The sequence below is a fragment of the Lachnospira rogosae (ex Hitch et al. 2025) genome, from assembly GCF_040096455.1.
Taxonomy (GTDB): Bacteria; Bacillota; Clostridia; order Lachnospirales; family Lachnospiraceae; genus Lachnospira; species Lachnospira rogosae.
Window position 1 is genome coordinate 62,813 of record NZ_JBBMER010000001.1, and the last position, 21,161, is coordinate 83,973.

Sequence of the window (21,161 nt, forward strand, 5' to 3'; positions counted from 1 at the left end):
AACTAATATCATTAATGGAATTGTATTGTGATTTATAGACAATCTGAGAGTGTTGGAGGAATTATGAGCAAGGTAATCGGAATTGATTTGGGAACAACTAATAGCTGCGTGGCGGTGATAGAAGGTGATACACCGACAGTTATAACTAATAGTGAGGGCTATAGAACGACACCATCAGTTGTTGCATTTACCAAGAACAAAGAACGTCTTGTTGGAGATACAGCTAGAAGACAAGCATCAGTTAATTCAGATAGAACCATTTTCTCTATCAAAAGATATATGGGTACAGATTATAAGAAGAAGATTGATGGAAAGTCATATACACCGCAGGAGATTTCAGCATATATTCTGATGAAGTTAAAGAAAGATGCAGAGGGATTCCTTGGCGAGGAAGTGACAGATGCTGTAATTACTGTACCTGCTTACTTTAATGATGCACAGAGACAGGCTACTAAGGATGCGGGCAAGATAGCAGGACTTAATGTCCTTAGAATCATTAATGAACCAACAAGTGCGGCACTTGCTTATGGGCTTGATAATGGCAATCCTCAGAAGATACTTGTTTATGATCTTGGCGGAGGAACTTTTGACGTTTCGGTTATTGATATAGGGGATAATGTTATTGAAGTGCTTGCAACGTCAGGTGATAATCATCTTGGTGGAGATGATTTTGATGCAAGGCTTGTTAATTATCTTGTTGAACGCTTTAAAGAGACTGATGGAATTAATCTGTCTAAAGATGCTTCAGCTATGCAGAGATTAAGAGAAGAGGCTGAGAAAGCCAAGAAAGAATTGTCGTCTGCATTTAATGCCAATATTAATCTCCCATTTATTGCGATGGCTAAAGATGGACCACATCATATGGATATGAATATTTCAAGACAGCAGTTTAATGAGCTGACGGCTGATCTGGTTGATAAGACAGTTATTCCTGTTGAAAATGCTCTCCATGATGCAGGACTTAATAAGAATGATATAGGAATGGTGCTTCTTGTTGGAGGTTCAACAAGGATTCCGGCGGTTCAGGATAAGGTAAGGCAGATTATGGGAAAAGAACCATCAAGAAATCTTAATCCTGATGAGTGCGTGGCACTTGGTGCGGCGGTTCAGGGTGGTAAGCTTGGCAACCAGCTTATGCCAGGCTCAGCGGCATCAGAGATTATACTTATGGACGTAACACCTTTGTCTTTGTCAATAGAGACTGTTGGAGGAATTGCAAGCAGACTTATAGAGCGTAATACTACAATACCTACAAGACACAGCCAGATATTTACTACGGCTGGTAATTTCCAGACATCAGTAGATATTAAGGTATTTCAGGGTGAGAGAAGATTTACAAGGGATAATAAGCTTTTGGGTAATTTCAAGCTTAATGGTATCAAGAGGGCTATGGCAGGTGTTCCACAGATAGAGGTAACATTTGATATTGATGCCAATGGAATTGTCAATGTATCAGCTAAAGACCTTGGAACTGGAAGAGAGCAGTCTATTACGATAACTTCAAGCTCTAATATGTCAGAGGAAGAGATTGAGAGAGCTAAGTGGGAAGCGGAAGTGTATGGCGAGCAGGATAAGAAGAATGAGGAATACTGGAATTCGCATATTGAAGCTGAGAATACTTTAAAGAGAGCTGAGGGCGAATACAGCCAGAATAAAAAGGTATGGGATAAAGCTAAGAAGAAGGCTGTAAAGGAAGCTATGAACCAGTTGAAAAGAATTGTTGTCAAGTGTAAGCCAGAGAAGATGAATGCAGATTTAGCACATCAGTTAGATGAGCTTAGAATTAATCTTGAAAATGTTTTGAATAATTAACAGAAATCTGATATTATCTATAGAGTGTTATTTTATAGATAATATCAGTTTTTTATATAGATGTATACAGAATAGGAGGCAGATAAGTGGCAGCAGGTTCAACATATGGTAATATTTTTAAATTTATGACTTGGGGTGAATCTCACGGAGAGGGACTCGGAGTTGTTGTTGATGGCTGTCCTGCGGGAATTTCTCTTTGTGAAGAAGATATACAGAAGTTTCTTAACAGAAGAAAACCAGGACAGTCAAAGTATACTACACCTAGGAAAGAAGATGATAAAGTAAGTATTTTGTCAGGTGTATTTGAAGGAAAGACGACAGGAACGCCGATTTCTATGGTAGTATATAATAAAACACAGCGTTCAGCAGATTATTCTGAGATAGCAGGCTATTACAGACCTGGACATGCAGATTATACATTTGACGAGAAATATGGTTTCAGGGATTACAGAGGTGGTGGACGAAGCTCTGGAAGGGAAACTATAGGCAGGGTTGCGGCAGGAGCAATAGCTGTTAAGATATTAGAGGAACTTGGAATAAAGGTATGTGCATATTCATCTAGAATTGGTGGAATTAATATAGATTATAATAATTTTGATTTGAAAGAACGCGATAATAACGCATTTAATATGCCAGACAGTAATGCTGCTATGCAGGTTGAGAAGTACGCAGATGAGAAGCTGAAAGAGCAGGATTCAATGGGTGGAATAATTGAGTGTGTTGTAACTGGTATGATGGCTGGTGTTGGAGACCCTGTATTTGAGAAGCTGGATGCTAATCTTGCAAAGGCTATAATGTCCATTGGTGCTGTAAAAGGCTTTGAAATTGGTGATGGATTTGCAGCAGCAGACAGTACAGGAAGTACGAATAATGACAGCTTTACTATTAAAGATGGAAGGATTGTCAAAAAGACCAATCACAGTGGTGGTGTGCTTGGTGGTATGAGCGATGGCTCTGATATAATCATAAGAGCGGCAGTCAAGCCTACACCTTCAATAGCAAGAACTCAAGAAACTGTTAATAAATCAGGTGAAGATATAGAGATATCTATAAAGGGAAGACACGACCCAATGATAGTTCCAAGAGCTGTAGTTGTTGTTGAGGCGATGACAGCAGTTACTCTTGTGGATATGATATTTGCCAATATGACATCAAGAATTGACAGGATAACAGAGTTTTATAAGAGAGATTAATCAGGAATTATTTATTATAGAACAGAGTGATTAAGAGTTATATATTTGTTAGATATATAGATTGCATTTTATTAAGAGATGCAGATTATATATATTTGTTGAGAAATATAGGTTGTATATTTAAGGGCAATTAATTTAAGATTATATATAAGGAAAGAGAGAATATGTACAAGATATTAAAGACAGATGGAAGAGCAAAAAGAGCTGAATTTACAACAGTTCATGGAACTGTGCAGACACCTGTATTTATGAATGTTGGTACAGTGGCTGCTATTAAGGGTGCAGTTGCTACAACAGATTTACAGGAAATAGGAACACAGATAGAGTTATCCAATACTTACCACCTCCATGTAAGACCGGGTGATAAGCTTATAAAAGAGCTTGGAGGTCTTCACAAGTTTATGAACTGGAATAAGCCTATTCTTACAGATTCGGGCGGATTTCAGGTGTTCTCACTTGCGGGACTTCGTAAGATTAAGGAAGAAGGAGTAACTTTCCAGTCACATATAGATGGACATAAGATATTTATGGGGCCAGAGGAAAGTATGCAGATTCAGTCTAATCTGGGTTCGACTATAGCAATGGCATTTGACGAGTGTGCGCCTGCTAAGGCTGATAGAAAGTATATTATTAATTCAGTTGAGAGAACTACAAGATGGCTTGAGCGTTGTAAGAAGGAGATGAATCGTCTTAATTCACTTGAAGATACTATAAATAAGAGTCAGATGTTATTCGGTATTAATCAGGGGGCAATTTATGATGATATAAGAATTGACCACGCAAAGCGCATATCAGAGCTTGATCTTGACGGATACGCAGTTGGCGGTCTTGCGGTTGGTGAGACACACGAAGAAATGTATCACGTTCTGGACGAGGTTGTTCCATACCTTCCACAGAACAAGCCAACTTATCTTATGGGAGTTGGTACACCAGCTAATATCTTAGAGTCGGTTGACAGGGGTATTGATTTCTTTGACTGTGTATATCCATCAAGAAATGGACGTCACGGACACGTGTATACAAAGTTTGGAAAGATTAATCTTTTCAATGCAAAGTATGAAAAGGATACATCACCTATCGAGGAGGGCTGTCAGTGTCCAGCCTGTAGGAATTATTCAAGAGCATATATAAGACATCTGCTTAAGGCTAAGGAAATGCTTGGAATGAGACTTTGTGTGCTTCATAACCTTTACTTTTATAATCACCTTATGGAAGACATAAGGGGGGCTATTGATGCAGGAAATTATAAGAGCTTTAAGGATGAAAGATTATATCTGCTTAAGACTTATGATAAGAAGTAATTAATGGCAGTGCATAAATATTTAAAATCATAAAAATGCTATAAATTTATCATTAAACAATGGACATATGACCACAATTAAGGTATTATAACAATATTGAGCCTGTATGAAGGCAAGTAATTAGGAGGAATATATATGGGACAGCTTGGTATTATTGTAGTATATGTAGTTGCACTTGGTGCATTAATGTACTTTTTCGCAATTAAGCCACAGAAGAAACAGCAGAAAGAACAGCAGCAGCTTATGGACTCTATGGAGATAGGTGATTATGTTCTTACAACAAGTGGTTTCTATGGTGTTATTCTTGATATAACAGAAGATGATGTTATCGTTGAATTTGGTAACAATAAGAACTGCCGTATAACAATGCAGAAGAAAGCAATTGCTCAGGTAGAAAAGCCAGCTTCATCAGAAGAATAATCAGAGAGAATAATAAATCAGAATTAAAAGATTTAGCTTCCAGTGCCGGTAAATGGTGCTGGAAGCTTTTTTGTGTAATGGGAAATTCTGATAGGATTCTCTGTTATACAAAAAATATCATATGACGATAATATGCGTCCGCACGAAGATGTGGGTTGATGCAAACGACCGAATACGGTGCGAGAATGAGCTTTTTCTATTTTGATAAAAATGGGTGTTTTGGTACTGTCGATATTGTACAAATACTTGAAAAATGCACTATTATGGAGTAATATATTAACCAATAGCCTGAAAGTGGGTTAATAAACTTAAGTAGGGCGTTAGTACAAGAAGGAAAGGCAGGATACGTTATGGATTGTAAAATAACTTTAATTCCCGGTGATGGAATCGGACCAGAGATAGTCGCAGAAGCAGTTAAAGTGTTAAATGCAGTGGCTGACAAATATGGACATAAGTTCGATTATACGAAGATTTTAATGGGAGGCTGCTCTATTGATGAGTGTGGAGTACCTCTTACAGATGAGGCAGTAGCAATTGCTAAGGCTTCAGATGCAGTGCTTCTTGGTGCTGTTGGTGGAAACGTGGGTAACTCAAGATGGTATGATGTTGCACCTGACCTAAGACCAGAGGCTGGATTATTAAAGATTCGTAAGGATTTGGAGTTATTTGCTAATATTCGTCCTGCATATTTATACAATGAGTTAAAGGCAGCCTGCCCTCTTAAGGAAGAGATAATCGGAGATGGCTTCGATATGGTTATTATGAGAGAGCTTACTGGTGGTCTTTACTTTGGTAAAAGACACACAGAAGAAGTTGACGGACTTATGACTGCCATAGATACTCTTACATATAATGAAGAAGAGATTAGAAGGATAGCAATCAAGGGCTTTGAAATTGCTATGAAGAGAAGAAAGAAAGTAACAAGTGTAGATAAGGCAAATGTACTTGATTCTTCAAGACTTTGGAGAAAGATTGTACACGAAGTTGCTAAAGATTATCCAGAAGTTGAATTAGAGGATATGCTTGTAGATAACTGTGCTATGCAGCTTGTTATGAATCCGGGACAGTTTGATGTAATTCTTACAGAGAATATGTTCGGTGACATTCTTTCAGATGAAGCAAGTATGATAACAGGTTCTATCGGTATGTTATCATCAGCAAGCCTTGGTAAGACTAAGTTAGGCTTATATGAGCCAAGCCATGGTTCAGCACCAGATATAGCAGGAAAGAATATAGCTAACCCTATAGCAACTATCCTTTCAGCAGCTATGATGTTAAGATATTCACTTGACCTTGATAAGGAAGCAGATGCCATTGAGGCAGCAGTTGCAGCAGTCCTTAAGGAAGGCTACAGAACAACAGATATTTATTCAGAAGGCTGCACAAAGGTCGGAACAGACAAGATGGGTGACCTTATAGCAGAGAGAGTATAAATAAAGTATAGACAGTAATGATAAATGTTTCCTGGCAGCATAATGTATAAAAGCTGGATAATTAGTGAAGCAGTATAATGTATGAAGGCTTAACGAATATTGGAATAAGTTATGTATTTTATGTAAATATGCGAGCTAAGAGAACATTTTAACTTAAAGAATTAGATTTACAAGGAGAATAGTTATGGTAAGTGATAACGCAAGAAGCGGTATGCAGCAGGCGCCTGCACGAAGCCTTTTTAATGCACTTGGCTTCACAGCAGAAGAGATGAAGAAACCTATGATTGGTATTGTAAGTTCATATAATGAAATAGTACCAGGTCATATGAATATTGATAAGATTGTTAATGCAGTTAAGTTAGGAGTAGCAGAAGCTGGTGGTGTTCCAGTAGTATTCCCAGCTATCGCAGTGTGTGATGGTATTGCTATGGGACACGTTGGTATGAAGTACTCTTTAGTAACAAGAGATTTAATAGCTGACTCAACAGAATGTATGGCTATTGCACATCAGTTTGACGGACTTGTTATGGTACCTAACTGTGATAAGAACGTTCCGGGACTTCTTATGGCAGCAGCAAGACTTAACCTTCCTACAGTATTTGTATCAGGTGGTCCTATGCTTGCAGGTCACGTAAAGGGTAAGAAGAGAAGTCTTTCATCTATGTTTGAGGCAGTTGGTTCATATGCCGCTGGAACAATGACAGAAGAAGATGTTCTTGAATTTGAGGAAAAGGTATGTCCTACTTGTGGTTCTTGCTCAGGTATGTATACAGCTAACTCTATGAACTGTCTTACAGAAGCTCTTGGTATGGGACTTCGTGGGAATGGAACAATCCCAGCCGTATATTCAGAGAGAATTAAGCTTGCTAAGCACGCTGGTATGGCTGTTATGGATATGGTTAATAAGGGTATTACAGCAAGAGATATTATCACAAAGGATTCTATTATGAATGCACTTACTGTTGATATGGCACTTGGCTGTTCAACAAATAGTATGTTACATCTTCCAGCTATTGCACACGAGATTGGTTTTGATTTTGATATTAAGTTCGCTAATCCAATAAGCGAAAAGACACCTAACCTCTGCCACCTTGCACCAGCAGGTCCTACATATATGGAAGATCTTAATGAAGCCGGTGGTGTATATGCAGTTATGAATGAGCTTGCTGATATTGGACTTCTTAATACAGATTGTATGACAGTATCAGGAAAGACAATCGGTGAGTGCATTGCTACGGCTTATAATAAAGATGAAGAAGTCATAAGACCAGTTGATAAGCCATATAGTAAGACAGGAGGTCTTGCAGTTCTTTCTGGTAACCTTGCACCAGATGGTTCAGTTGTTAAGCGTTCAGCAGTTGTTGATGAAATGCTTGTACACGAAGGTCCAGCAAGAGTATTTGACTGTGAAGAAGATGCTATTGCAGCTATCAAGGGTGGAAAGATTGTACCTGGTGATGTTGTTGTTATCAGATATGAAGGTCCTAAGGGTGGTCCTGGTATGAGAGAAATGCTTAACCCAACATCAGCTATTGCTGGTATGGGACTTGGTTCATCAGTTGCACTTATTACAGATGGACGTTTCTCAGGTGCAAGCCGTGGTGCTTCTATCGGACACGTTTCACCAGAAGCAGCAGTAGGCGGTCCTATTGCTTTAGTAGAGGAAGGCGATATCATAAGCATTGATATTCCAGGCTTAAAGCTTGAACTTAAAGTTTCTGATGAAGAACTTGCTGCAAGAAAAGCAAAATGGCAGCCAAGAGAACCTAAGGTAACAACAGGATATCTTAAGAGATATGCTTCAATGGTTACATCAGGTAACAGAGGTGCTGTTTTAAAGACACCAGAGGCATAATAAGTATATTTAGATAAAATAGAATGATAAATATAATGAAAGGAAGACAGACTAATGATATTAAATGGTTCAGAGATTATAGTTGAATGCTTAAAAGAACAGGGTGTAGATACTGTATTTGGATACCCAGGTGGAGCCATTCTTAACGTCTATGATGCGTTATATAAGCACTCAGATGAGATAACACATATCCTTACATCTCACGAACAGGGTGCATCTCACGCCGCAGACGGATATGCGAGAGCAACAGGAAAGGTTGGTGTATGCTTTGCGACATCAGGACCTGGTGCCACTAATCTTGTAACAGGTATTGCAACAGCTATGATGGATTCAATTCCAATCGTTGCCATTACATGTAATGTTACACTTCCACTCCTTGGTAGAGATAGTTTTCAGGAAGTAGATATAGCTGGAATAGTTATGCCGATTACTAAGCACAGCTTTATTGTAAAAGATGTAAAGGATCTTGCTGCTACATTAAGAAGAGCCTTTAAGATAGCTAAGGAAGGACGTCCGGGTCCTGTTCTTGTTGATATAACTAAAGATGCAACAGCTAATGAGTGTGATTACATTAAAGAAACTCCTAAGCCAATTGAGAGAGTTACAGATACAATCACAGAAGAAGATGTAGAAAATGCAGTTGCTATGATTAAAGCTGCTAAGAAGCCATATGTATTTGTTGGCGGCGGAGTTATTGCATCAGAAGCTTCGGATGAATTAAGAAAATTCGTTAAAAAGATAGATGCACCTGTATGCGATACACTTATGGGTAAAGGTGCATTTGATGGTTCAGATCCTCATTATACAGGTATGCTTGGTATGCACGGAACTAAGACATCTAACTTTGGTGTGTCAGAATGTGACCTTCTTATTACAATCGGTGCAAGATTTTCTGACAGGGTTACAGGAAATACAAAGAAATTTGCAAAGAATGCGAAAATTCTTCAGTTTGATGTAGATGCGGCTGAGGTTAATAAGAATATACATACAGATGCTTCTGTAATAGGTGATGCGGCTGAGATACTAAAGAGAGTTAATGCCAAGCTTGAGCAGTCAGAGCATACAGAATGGATGGAACATATCAAAAATTATGAAGAAAAGTTCCCTATGAAGTATAGAAAAGATGTTCTTAATGGACCATATATTATGGAAAAGATATATGAGATTACTAACGGAGATGCAATTATATCTACAGATGTAGGACAGCACCAGATGTGGGCTGCACAGCATTATAAGTTCAAAAGTCCAAGAACACTTCTTACATCAGGTGGACTTGGCACAATGGGATATGGACTTGGTGCAAGCATAGGTGCTAAGGTTGGCTGTCGTGATAAGGTTGTTATTAATATAGCAGGAGATGGCTGTTTCCGTATGAATATGAATGAGATTGCAACAGCTACACGTTACAATATTCCAATAATCGAGGTTATATTTAATAATCACGTTCTTGGTATGGTACGCCAGTGGCAGGATCTTTTCTATGGACAGCGTTATTCTGCAACAGTACTTAACGATCAGGTTGATTTTGTTAAGGTATCAGAAGGTATGGGAGCTAAGGCATACCGTGTAGCAGATATAGAAAGCTTTGAGAAGGCTCTTAAAGAAGCTATCGAGCTTAATATACCTTGCGTCATTGAATGTGATATATGCAAAGATGATAAGGTATTCCCTATGGTTGCACCTGGAGCACCTATATCAGAAGCATTTGACAGAGATGATCTTAATAAAAAGGAGAGTGCTAATTAAGCATCAGCCTTTTGGTATTAAAAAAAGTACAGCAAATACTTTATTATGATAAAATATTAACTTGACAGAGCGATTTAGCAGGAATAGAATAAATGTTAATAAATTTTTAATATATTAAGTTATTTTGAATATATTTACTTATGATTAAATGTTTATGATTAATTATTGAAATGAATCAGGAGGAAGAGAAAGTGGCAAGAGTTTATAACTTTAGTGCAGGTCCAGCAGTATTACCCGAAGAAGTATTAAGGGAAGCAGCAGATGAGATGTTAGATTACCAGGGTTCTGGTCAGTCGGTTATGGAGATGAGCCATCGTTCCAAGGTTTACGATAACATCATCAAAGAAGCTGAAAAAGACTTAAGAGAGCTTATGAATATACCTGACAATTATAAGGTATTATTCCTTCAGGGTGGTGCATCGCAGTTCTTCGCAGAAGTTCCAATGAACCTTATGAAGAACAAAAAAGCAGCTTATATTATCACTGGCCAGTGGGCTAAGAAAGCATTTAATGAAGCTAAAATCTATGGTGAGGCTGTTGCTGTAGCTTCCTCAGAGGATAAGACATATTCATACATACCAGATTGTTCAGATCTTGATATTCCAGAGGATGCAGATTATGTATACATCTGTGAGAACAACACAATATATGGAACAAAGTATAAGACACTCCCTAATACTAAGGGACATATACTTGTATCAGATGTTTCATCTTGTTTCTTATCAGAACCAATTGATGTAACAAAATATGGTGTAGTATACGGCGGAGTTCAGAAGAATATCGGACCTGCTGGTGTTGTTATTGCAATTATCAGAGAAGACCTTATAACAGATGATGTACTTCCTGGAACACCAACTATGTTAAAGTGGAAGACACAGGCAGATGCAGATTCTCTTTATAATACACCTCCTTGCTACAATATCTATATCTGCGGCAAGGTATTTAAGTGGATTAAGAAGATGGGTGGACTTTCAGCTATGAAAGAACACAATGAAAAGAAGGCTAAAATTCTTTATGATTTCCTTGATGAGTCTAAGATGTTTAAGGGAACAGTTGTTAAGGAAGACCGTTCACTTATGAATGTTCCTTTCGTAACAGGTGATAAAGAACTTGATGCTAAATTTGTTAAAGAAGCAGAAGCGGCTGGATTTGTAAATCTTAAGGGTCACAGAACAGTTGGCGGTATGAGAGCTTCTATCTATAATGCAATGCCAATCGAAGGCGTTGAGAAGTTAGTTGAATTTATGAAGAAGTTCGAAAAGGAGAATGCCTAATGATTAACGTAAATTGTCTTAATAATATAGCTTCTGTAGGTCTTGACCTTTTCTCAAGCGATTATAATGCTAATGCAGCATTTGAAGAAGCGGATGCAGTACTTGTAAGAAGTGCTAAGATGCACGATATGGAATTACCAGATAATCTTCTTGCTATAGCAAGAGCTGGAGCTGGTGTTAATAATATTCCACTTGATAAATGTGCAGATAAGGGTATCGTTGTATTTAATACACCAGGTGCTAATGCTAATGCGGTTAAGGAACACGTTCTTGCAGCTTTACTTTTAGCTTCAAGAGATTTACTTGGCGGTATCAAGTGGGTAGAAGATAATAAAGATGATGCAGATATTGCAAAGTCAGCAGAAAAGGTTAAGAAAGCATTTGCTGGTAAGGAAATCAAAGGCAAGAAGCTTGGTGTTATCGGACTTGGTGCTATCGGACAGCTAGTTGCTAATGCAGCTATAAGCCTTGGAATGGAAGTATATGGATATGACCCATATCTTTCAGTTAATGCAGCCTGGAATCTTTCAAGCGAAGTTAAGCATATTGTTAATGTTGAGGATATATACAAGGAATGTGATTATATCACAATCCATGTGCCAGCACTTGATAGTACTAAGGGCATGATTAATAAGGCAGCATTTGATATGATGAAGAAGGGTACAGTCGTTGTTAATTGTGCAAGAGATGTACTTGTTGATGAGCCAGCTATTCTTGATGCTATTAAGTCTGGCAAGGTTGCTAAGTATGTTACAGATTTTCCTAATACAACAACAGCAGGTCAGGAAGGTGTTATTGTACTTCCTCATCTTGGTGCTTCAACTGAAGAAGCAGAGGATAACTGTGCTGTTATGGCAGTTAAGGAATTAAGAAACTACATAGAGAACGGTAATATTGTTAATTCTGTTAATTATCCTAACTGTGATTGTGGCGTATGTACATCAGCAGGAAGAGTTACAGTATGCCATAAGAATGTTCCAGCAATCATAAGCAAGCTTACAAGCGTTATGGGTGATGCAGGTATTAATATCGAATCTATGGATAACAAGTCAAGAGGAGATTATGCTTACTCTGTTCTTGATACAGGTTCAGCTATCACAGAAGATGTAACAGCTAAGCTTTCAGCTATAGATGGTGTTATTAAGGTAAGAGTTGTTAAGTAATTACAAAACTTAGCAGCAACAATTTATTCTGGATAATTAAGAATAATAAATGTTATATAATTTATTTTGGCAGGTGTGAAATTCGTTTTGCACCTGCTTTTTTCCTGCATAGTAGTGTGAAATGCCGAAATCGTTTCTGCTTGCATAATAGTGCGTGGCGGTATAATATTAGATTAAGTTAATTGTATGGTGTATTTATAGTGATATCGTGTATTATATGGATAATAAGGTGTTTAGTTGTAAAAGTTTGCAGGACAGCACATTGTATTAAGAATTGTATGTAAAATATGGTATTTGTGTTGGTTTGTTAAAGAAATAACCTTTGTTGTCAATTATTAATGGTAATGTTACACTATAATAGATTGGATATAGAAGAAAGCTGCAATGATGATATCAGATTATATATTGATATTAAATGATACATTGGTGTCTAATTATATGTTGATATTAAGAGGTATATTGATGTCGGATTGCAGATTGAAAGCAGTAATATTATTATAGAAAGCGAGGTCTATTTATTAGTGAGTAGATTAACGATATTAACTAAAGATAAGGCTCAGGTTACAATGGAGTCTTTGTATCAGGATCTTGAAAGACGAATTGTAGCCAGTCCTCCTGGGCTTTGTCCAGTTGACCTTACAAGGTCATTTATAAAAATGTGTCTTGCACAGTCGTGTGGTAAATGTGTTCCCTGCCGTGTAGGCTTAAGACAGCTTGCAAGACTTTTTGATAATGTTCTTGATGGTGAGGCAAATGAGGAGACAGTAGAGAATATTAAGCTTACAGCAGAAGGTATATATTATTCAGCAGACTGTGCAATTGGATATGAAGCTGCAAAGCTTGCATTAAAGTCAGTTGATGGCTGTATAGATGATTTTGAATCACATATACATAATGGTTTCTGTTCATGCAACAGTAACCAGCCGGTTGCTTGTGTTAAGTCATGTCCTGCAGGTGTTGATATTCCAGGTTACATAGCACTTGTACAGCAGGGAAGATATGCTGATGCGGTAAGACTTATAAGAAGGGATAACCCAATGCCAACAACCTGTGCTTATATATGTGAGCACCCTTGTGAGAACAGATGTAAAAGAACAATTATAGATGCACCTGTTAATATCCGTGGACTTAAGAAAATGGCTGTTGATAATTCAGGTATTGTTCCGGTTCCAGAATGTGAAGCACCGACAGGCAAGAAGGTTGCTATTATCGGTGGCGGACCGGGTGGTCTTAGTGCGGCTTATTATCTTGCACTTATGGGACATAAGGTTACTATATTTGAGCAGAGAAAGCAGCTTGGCGGAATGTTAAGATATGGTATTCCTAATTATAGATTTCCAAGAAAGAAGCTTGACGAGGAAATTGACTCAATACTTTCAACAGGAATAGAAGTTAAGAAGAATATAAGCGTAGGAAAGGATATATCATTTGATGATATAACCAAAGAATACGATGCTACATACATATCAATTGGAGCACACGCTGATAAAAAGATTGGTATAGAAGGCGAGGATGCCAAGAGCGGCATTACATCTGCTGTAGAGATGCTTCGTGCTATCGGTGATGGAGATATGCCAGATTATACAGGCAAGAAGGTTATCGTTATCGGTGGTGGTAACGTGGCAATGGACGTTGCCCGTTCTTCAATAAGACTTGGTGCGAGCAAGGTAAGCATTGTATACAGAAGACGTAAAGCAGATATGACTGCCCTTGAAGAAGAAGTTGAGGGTGCAGAGGCGGAAGGCTGTGATGTTCTTGAACTTATGTCACCAGTGCGTATTAAGCAGGACGAAGAAGGTAATGCTATAGGACTTATTGTAAAGCCACAGATGATATCAAGGGTTTCACACGGACGACCAGCTCCTAAGGCAGCGGCTAAAGATGAGGTTTTATTAGAAAGTGACCTTATAGTTGTTGCTATCGGACAAGGTATAGAGACTAAGAGCTTCGAGGAACACGGTATTAAGGTTCAGAGAGGTGTTATATCAGCACTTAATACAGGTAATATTACACCACAGGACGGAGAAATGTCTGAGGGTGTCTTTGCAGGTGGTGACTGTGTAACTGGACCAGCGACAGTTATTAAGGCTATTGCGGCAGGTAAAGTTGCGGCGGCTAATATAGATGAATATTTAGGATTTAACCACGAGATTACATGTGATGTTGAAATTCCGTATGCAAGCAATGAAGATAAGGTTGCCTGTGGAAGAGTTGAGGTTGCGTTAAGAGATGCGGCAGAAAGAAAGAATGATTTTGAGCCAATCGAATATGGATTTTCTTGTGAGGAAGCGTGTCAGGAGGCTGGACGCTGTCTAAGATGTGACCATTTTGGATTTGGAGCATTCAGAGGAGGCAGAGAAGAACAATGGTAAATGCAACAATTAATGGTATAGCTATATCAGTAGAAGATGGTACAACTATCCTTGAAGCTGCAAGAAAAGTAGGCGTTGAGATACCTACACTCTGCTATCTTAAGGAAGTTAATGAAATAGGTGCGTGCCGTGTGTGCGTTGTTGAGGTTGAGGGACAGGACAGATGTGTTACGGCGTGCAATAATGTTGTTCAGGAAGGTATGGTTATCCGTACTAACACAAGAAAGGTACGTACAACAAGAAAGACTAATGTTAAGTTTATACTTTCACAGCACGATTATGAATGTGCTTCCTGTGTAAGAAGCGGTAACTGTACATTACAGTCACTTGCCAATGAACTTAATATATCTGAGATGCCTTATGACTCTATTCTTGAAAAGAATAAATGGGATAAGACATTTCCACTTATAAGAGAGAATAACAAATGTATCAAATGTATGCGTTGTGTACAGATATGTGATAATGTGCAGGGTATGCACATATGGGATGTGGTTAATACAGGTTCAAGAACAACTGTAAATGTGGCTAAGAACAGGCTTATTCAGGAGACTAACTGTACTCTTTGTGGACAGTGCGTTGTGAACTGTCCGGTAGGTGCATTAAGGGAAAGAGATGATGTAGGCCGTGTTCTTGATGCAGTTGAAGATGAGAATATTATAACAGTCGTTCAGATAGCACCAGCTGTAAGAACAGCGTGGGGTGAAGGCTTTGGACTTTCTAAAGATTTCGCAACAGCCAAAAGACTTGTTGCAGGACTTAGAAGGATTGGCTTTGATTACATATTTGATACAACATTTTCAGCAGATCTTACTATTATGGAGGAGGGAAGCGAACTTCTTGAAAGACTTCCAGAGATTAAGGAGTCAGGACTTCCAATGTTTACATCGTGCTGTCCGGGCTGGGTCAACTTTATAAAGAAGGAATATCCTCAGTATGTGGACAGGCTTTCAACAGCAAAGTCACCACAGCAGATGTTTGGAGCGGTGACTAAGTCATATTATGCAGAAAAGCTGGGCGTAGAGCCTGAAAGAATATTCTGTGTATCACTTATGCCTTGTCTTGCCAAGAAAGATGAATGTACATGGGATAATGGTAAAGATGTTGATGCGGTTCTTACTACAAGAGAAGTGGAACGTATGTTAAAGTCTTTCTTTATAAAAGTTCAGGAACTTGAGGAAGAAGAATTTGACGACCCATTAGGTGTAGGAAGCGGAGCAGGTGTTATATTTGGTGCTACAGGCGGAGTTATGGAAGCCGCACTTAGAAGTGCTTATTACCTTGTTAATAAGACTAATCCAGAACCTGATGCTTTCCAGTGTGTAAGAGGTCTTGACGGCTGGAAGGAAGCTAAGTTTACAATTAATGGCAATATACTTAAGGTTGCGGTTGCAAGCAGTCTTTCTAATGCAAGAAAGCTTATGGAAGCTATTGCAACAGGCAAGGCACATTATGACTTTGTTGAAGTTATGGCTTGTCCTGGTGGATGTATTAATGGTGGTGGACAGCCTATTAAAGATGATGATAACAAAGTAGCCAATAGAAGCAAGGTGCTTTATGGACTTGATAAAGTGAATAATCTCAGATTTTCACACGAAAATCCATCAGTAATGCAGTGCTACAAAGATTATTTTGGTGAGCCATTATCACACAAGGCACACGAATTATTACATATCAGCCATTAGGTAAAGTGACACTACCTGTGTATTTGTATAATATGTTATACGAATTATTGATATACAATGCTAGTATGAATAAGATAATTAAGTATAAAATAAGATAAAGCCCTGTTATGCAGGGCAGATTGGAGGCAGTATGGCAGTTATTAAAGCATTTGAGTGTATAAGACCTGATGAAAAGGTTGCAGACAGAGTGGCGGCACTTCCTTATGATGTATACAACAGAGAGGAAGCGTTAAAGGAAGTAGAACGTGAGCCATTGTCATTTCTTGCGATAGACAGGGCTGAGACACAGTTTGACAGCAGTGTAGATACATATGCAGACTGTGTGTATGACAAGGCAAGGGAGCTTTTGGATAGCAGAATTGCAGATGGTACATTTATTACTGATACAGATAAGGCGTATTATGTGTATGAGCTTACAATGAATGGCAGAACACAGACAGGAATAGCTGCCTGTGCTTCCATAGATGATTATAATAACAATATTATTAAAAAGCACGAGAATACAAGGGCTGATAAGGAACAGGACAGAATTAACCACGTTGACAGATGTTCTGCACAGACAGGACCTATATTCCTTGCTTACAGGGCTGATGAGGTTATAAGAAACGAAGTAGCCAAAGCCAAGGAAACAAAGCCGCTCTACAGTTTTACCTCACCAGACGGCATAAGACATCAGGTGTATAAGATTTCAAATGCACAGTCAGTAGAAAATATTGAGAAAGCATTTGCAGGAATAGATGATATTTACATAGCAGATGGACATCATAGGGCGGCATCAGCAGTTAAGGTTGGTTTAAAGAGAAGGGAAGAACACCCTGATTATACAGGTGAGGAGGAATTTAATTATTTCCTTTCAGTTCTTTTCCCAGATGAAGAACTTATGATAATGCCTTATAACAGAGTTGTAAAAGACCTTAATGGTTACAGTAAAGAAGAATTTATTAAGAAGATAGAAGAAAAGTTTGAAATAGAAGAAAGTGCTGCAGCAGTAGAACCGGCTTATAAGGCGGAATTTGGAATGTATCTTGATGAGAAGTGGTATAAGCTTAAGGCTAAGAAGGATATATTATCAGATGATCCTGTAGATGGGCTTGATGTTGCAATACTTCAGAATAACCTGTTAGAGCCTGTACTTGGTATACATGACCCTAAGACGGACAAGAGAATTGATTTTGTTGGCGGAATAAGAGGACTTTTGGAGCTTGAGAAAAGATGTCATACTGATTGCGTGCTGGCATTTTCAATGTATCCAACTTCCATAGCAGAGCTTTTTGCAGTAGCCGATGCGGGCAGGCTTATGCCACCAAAGTCTACATGGTTTGAGCCTAAGTTAAGAAGTGGATTGTTTATACATAAGATTGAAGAATAAGTATATGGTTCAAAATAGATGTAAAGAATATAGAATGGAAAAGAGGATTATTATGTTACATAAAGTATACGATATTGAACTTCCATATGAGGAACTTGGGTTAAAGACACCGGATAAAAAAGCAACAATAACAACATATATTAAAGAAATGTACCCGGATTATCAGGACCCATTTAACAGACCACTTGTTATAATATGTCCAGGTGGTGGATATGACCATCATTCACCAAGAGAAGGCGAGTCTATGGCTATTAAAATGCTGGATCTTGGGTATAATGCGGTAGTATTAAGATACAGCCTTGCACCATATGTATATCCGACACAGGTATATGAAGCGGCTTATACAGTTAAGTGGGTAAGGGATCACGCTAAGGAATGGGATGTTAATCCTGACAGAATTATACTTGCAGGCTTCTCAGCTGGAGGACATCTTGCGGCATGTCTTGGTACTATGTGGAGTGGTGATATGGTTGCATCATTTGCAAAAAAATACCTGGGATGTGATAAGGAATATGTAAGACCGGATGGACTTCTTTTAGGTTATCCTGTAATAACAGCTGGGGAAAATTCACATAGGGGTTCGTTTGTAAAGCTGCTTGGTGAAAACTATGATAAATATATAGATGATATATCATTAGAGAATAAGGTGTCTAAAGATACACCGGAAAGCTTTGTATGGCATACATTTGATGATAATTCTGTTCCATTAGAGAATTCACTTTTGTTTGTAGAAGCATTAAGAAAGAATAATGTTAAGTTTGAATATCACGTATTTCCAGATGGCTGTCATGGATTGGGACTTGGAACTAAAGAAACTGCTACAAAGGGTGGCAAACATTATCAGCCGGAAGTATATGAATGGACTAAGTTGTTTGAACAGTGGATGAACCGTATGGCATAAGAAACAGCCATAGAAATGGAGAAGGGTATGGATAATAAGTTATATAAGCTTATGGATTGGCCTGCGATTGAAGAAATTGTGTATTCGGAAAGCAGTCAGCCTTGCAGTATATTAGGCGGCCACCTTGTAAAAGAGGGGTATCTTATACAGGTGTTCAGACCGGATGCTGTATCTGTAAGTGTATCAGTAAGTGAAAGAAAAAGAGCCATACAACTTGAAAAAGTTGATGATGCTGGATTTTTTGCGGCATTAATACCGATTAAGAAAAATGTTAAATATGTTCTTAATATTGAAGATAAGAATGGGCATATTACAAGATTACGTGACCCATATTCATTTGGCAGATTTGATAAGTCAGAAGTTATATTTAACAAGTTCGCAGCAGGAACTGAATACAATGCATATAACCTTCTTGGTAATAAGGTGTGCGAAAAAGACGGCATTTCAGGTGTGCTTTTTAGAACATGGGCACCTAATGCGTTACGAGTAAGTGTTGTAGGCGAATTTAATAGCTGGGATGGAAGGATATACCAGATGGAGCGTATTACCGACAATGGTATATATGAAATATTCATTCCACAACTTGAAGCTGGACAGGAATATATGTATGAGATAAAGTTCAAAGGTGCTAATACTGTATTAAAGCTTGATCCGTATGCCAGACAGATTACACAGTACGCAGATGCACACTCTGTAACAGGTGAGCCACAGGCTGTACAAGATAATGTTAAATGGGTAAAGCAAAGAAAACAGATAAAGGGTGTTAATAAGCCTTTGTCTATACTTGAGATTGCATATGATAATATTCCTGTGAATAAGGCTAAGGTTAATTATATGGATATAGCCAGATATATTACAGAGTATGTTAAAGATACAGGATATACTTATGTTCTTATAAAGGGCAGTGACAGTATTTTTGAAAAGACAGGTTATTGTTATGGTGCATCAGGTTATTATGCACCATCATCACAGTATGGAACAGCTACAGATTTCAAGCATATGATTAAGGAACTTCATAATAACGGAATAGGTGTAATTATTGATTTTAATGTAGCTTATTTTGGCATTGATATAAGAAGTATAGTTAATTATGATGGTGGTGACTGTTATGGTTATCTTAAGCCAAGGATAATTGAAAAGCCTCAGATGAATATAACAACATTTGCCTATGAGAAGGGCGAGGTAAGAAGCTTCCTTATATCAGCTATAGCTATGTGGCTTGATGAATATAATATAGACGGAATTAAGATTACAGACACAGCAACGATGTTATATCTTGATTATGGCAAGAATCCTGGCGAATGGACGCCTAATATGTATGGCGGCAATGAAAATCTTGATGCCATAGAATTCATAAAGCAGATGAATGAATATGTCCATAAGAGAAATGACGGCGTGATAACTATAGCAGATGAAAAGAGCTTGTGGTCAGACGTTACACGAAATAATGATAATGAGGACAGTCTTGGTTTTGATTATAAGTTAAATGATGGCTTTAATGAGGAATTCTTTGAGTTTGTAAAGCAGGATCCATTGTTTAGAAAGGGAATGTATAACAGGGTTACTTATGAAATGTTATATCATTATAAGGAACATTTTATTACCAACCTTACTTACGAGGCATTAAAAGATGATACTTTATATGCAATGGTATCTGGCAATGACGATAAGCAGAGACTTTCTGATATAAGGGCAGTATTAGGATATATATATACTTACCCAGGACCAGTATGTGTGTCTTATGGCAATGATACAGGTGCATTAGTGTCTGTAGATGATGATAAAATGCAGATTTTAAGCAGACTTGAAGAACCGGCGTATAAGCAGATGAAAGCATATATAAAGGCACTCAACACATTGTATACAACAGATAATTCAATGTATGAGGCAGACAGCTCATCAGATGGTTTTGAGTGGGTTGATAATTATAATGCAGAATTAACAGTTTATTCATATGCAAGATATTCGTCAGATAATGATATGGACATAGTGGCAGTTAATTTCACTCCGGTTGAAAGAAAGGCTTATGAGTTAAATGTACCTAAGGCTGGAAAGTACAAGCTTGTATTTAACAGTGACAATGAGGAATATGGCGGTGATGGCAAGGTGGAAGCTGTTGTTGTGAAGTCAGCGGTTGAAGCTGACAGCAATGATAGGTATAAGATGTTTGTTGATATACCAGCATCAGCAATGGTTGTATATAAGTATGAATCATATACTGATATTGAGATTAAAGAAATCCAGATTAAAAATGAAGCTAAGGCGGCTAAGGTTGAAGCAGAAAAAAGAGTTGATTTAGCAAGAGAACTTGCTGATAAGGCGGAAGAAGAGGCTGTGAGGGCGGCAAATGCTGAGAAGGAAGCCAAGGAAAGCTTAAGGCTTGCACAGAATGCAAGAAAGGAAGCTGAGAAGAAAGCTTTAGAAGCAGTTAAGGAAAGCGAAAGAATAGACGAGGAAATGAAGCTTAGGTTAAGTCAGCTTAAAAAATAAACTGGAACATATGGGGACAGGACAGACATATAATCCTGACATTGGAAATTAAAAAACTGGATAGTATGAGAACCAGCAATATTATAAAGGAAGGAGAAAGTATATTAGTAAATATGAAAGATAAGGTGTTTACGATATACGCATATGTGT

At 38.0% G+C, this 21,161-nt stretch carries 14 protein-coding genes; all 14 read left to right on the plus strand.

Translation table 11 applies throughout. The annotated features are described in order from the left end of the window. The first annotated feature begins 63 nt into the window (after window positions 1–63). The 14 genes from dnaK to WMO14_RS00310 all read left to right on the plus strand — a co-directional run bounded on the left by dnaK (window position 64) and on the right by WMO14_RS00310 (window position 21,011). Window positions 64–1,812, plus strand: coding sequence for a molecular chaperone DnaK (dnaK, locus tag WMO14_RS00245; protein WP_022502751.1), 1,749 nt, complete (start codon window positions 64–66; stop codon window positions 1,810–1,812). Between the two features lie 125 nt (window positions 1,813–1,937). Next, window positions 1,938–3,005 (plus strand): chorismate synthase, encoded by a 1,068-nt coding sequence (gene aroC / locus WMO14_RS00250; RefSeq protein ID WP_349153203.1) that lies wholly within the window; start codon window positions 1,938–1,940, stop codon window positions 3,003–3,005. Window positions 3,006–3,169: 164 nt separating this feature from the next. Next, window positions 3,170–4,306: a tRNA guanosine(34) transglycosylase Tgt gene (gene tgt / locus WMO14_RS00255; RefSeq protein WP_349153080.1), complete on the plus strand. Its 1,137-nt coding sequence runs from the start codon at window positions 3,170–3,172 to the stop codon at window positions 4,304–4,306. A gap of 135 nt (window positions 4,307–4,441) precedes the next feature. Next, window positions 4,442–4,726, plus strand: coding sequence for a preprotein translocase subunit YajC (gene yajC, locus WMO14_RS00260; protein WP_022502748.1), 285 nt, complete (start codon window positions 4,442–4,444; stop codon window positions 4,724–4,726). A gap of 350 nt (window positions 4,727–5,076) precedes the next feature. Further along, window positions 5,077–6,159 (plus strand): 3-isopropylmalate dehydrogenase, encoded by a 1,083-nt coding sequence (gene leuB / locus WMO14_RS00265; RefSeq protein WP_349153081.1) that lies wholly within the window; start codon window positions 5,077–5,079, stop codon window positions 6,157–6,159. 184 nt (window positions 6,160–6,343) lie between these two features. Next, window positions 6,344–8,014 (plus strand): dihydroxy-acid dehydratase, encoded by a 1,671-nt coding sequence (gene ilvD, locus WMO14_RS00270; RefSeq protein WP_349153082.1) that lies wholly within the window; start codon window positions 6,344–6,346, stop codon window positions 8,012–8,014. Between the two features lie 54 nt (window positions 8,015–8,068). Beyond that, window positions 8,069–9,760 (plus strand): biosynthetic-type acetolactate synthase large subunit, encoded by a 1,692-nt coding sequence (ilvB, locus tag WMO14_RS00275; protein ID WP_055174368.1) that lies wholly within the window; start codon window positions 8,069–8,071, stop codon window positions 9,758–9,760. 191 nt (window positions 9,761–9,951) lie between these two features. Further along, window positions 9,952–11,034: a 3-phosphoserine/phosphohydroxythreonine transaminase gene (serC, locus tag WMO14_RS00280; RefSeq protein ID WP_318255772.1), complete on the plus strand. Its 1,083-nt coding sequence runs from the start codon at window positions 9,952–9,954 to the stop codon at window positions 11,032–11,034. Then, complete coding sequence (locus tag WMO14_RS00285; RefSeq protein WP_349153083.1) at window positions 11,034–12,197, plus strand: phosphoglycerate dehydrogenase; 1,164 nt, start codon at window positions 11,034–11,036, stop codon at window positions 12,195–12,197. The genes serC and WMO14_RS00285 overlap by 1 nt, the downstream gene beginning before the upstream one ends. Window positions 12,198–12,718: 521 nt before the next feature. Next, complete coding sequence (locus tag WMO14_RS00290) at window positions 12,719–14,569, plus strand: NAD(P)-binding protein (RefSeq protein ID WP_022502742.1); 1,851 nt, start codon at window positions 12,719–12,721, stop codon at window positions 14,567–14,569. Further along, the gene (locus tag WMO14_RS00295) at window positions 14,563–16,251 is read left to right on the plus strand and encodes an NADH-dependent [FeFe] hydrogenase, group A6 (protein WP_055307042.1); all 1,689 of its coding nucleotides are present in this window, start codon (window positions 14,563–14,565) and stop codon (window positions 16,249–16,251) included. Before WMO14_RS00290 ends, WMO14_RS00295 begins: the two co-directional genes overlap by 7 nt. Window positions 16,252–16,381: 130 nt before the next feature. Then, window positions 16,382–17,620 (plus strand): DUF1015 domain-containing protein, encoded by a 1,239-nt coding sequence (locus WMO14_RS00300; RefSeq protein WP_055307041.1) that lies wholly within the window; start codon window positions 16,382–16,384, stop codon window positions 17,618–17,620. A 52-nt stretch (window positions 17,621–17,672) separates the two neighbouring features. Continuing rightward, on the plus strand, window positions 17,673–18,521 hold the full coding sequence (locus WMO14_RS00305; RefSeq protein ID WP_055307040.1) for an alpha/beta hydrolase: 849 nt from the start codon (window positions 17,673–17,675) through the stop codon (window positions 18,519–18,521). 27 nt (window positions 18,522–18,548) lie between these two features. Further along, window positions 18,549–21,011, plus strand: a complete 2,463-nt coding sequence (locus tag WMO14_RS00310) for a GlgB N-terminal domain-containing protein (RefSeq protein ID WP_318295519.1) — start codon at window positions 18,549–18,551, stop codon at window positions 21,009–21,011. The last annotated feature ends 150 nt before the right edge of the window (window positions 21,012–21,161 follow it).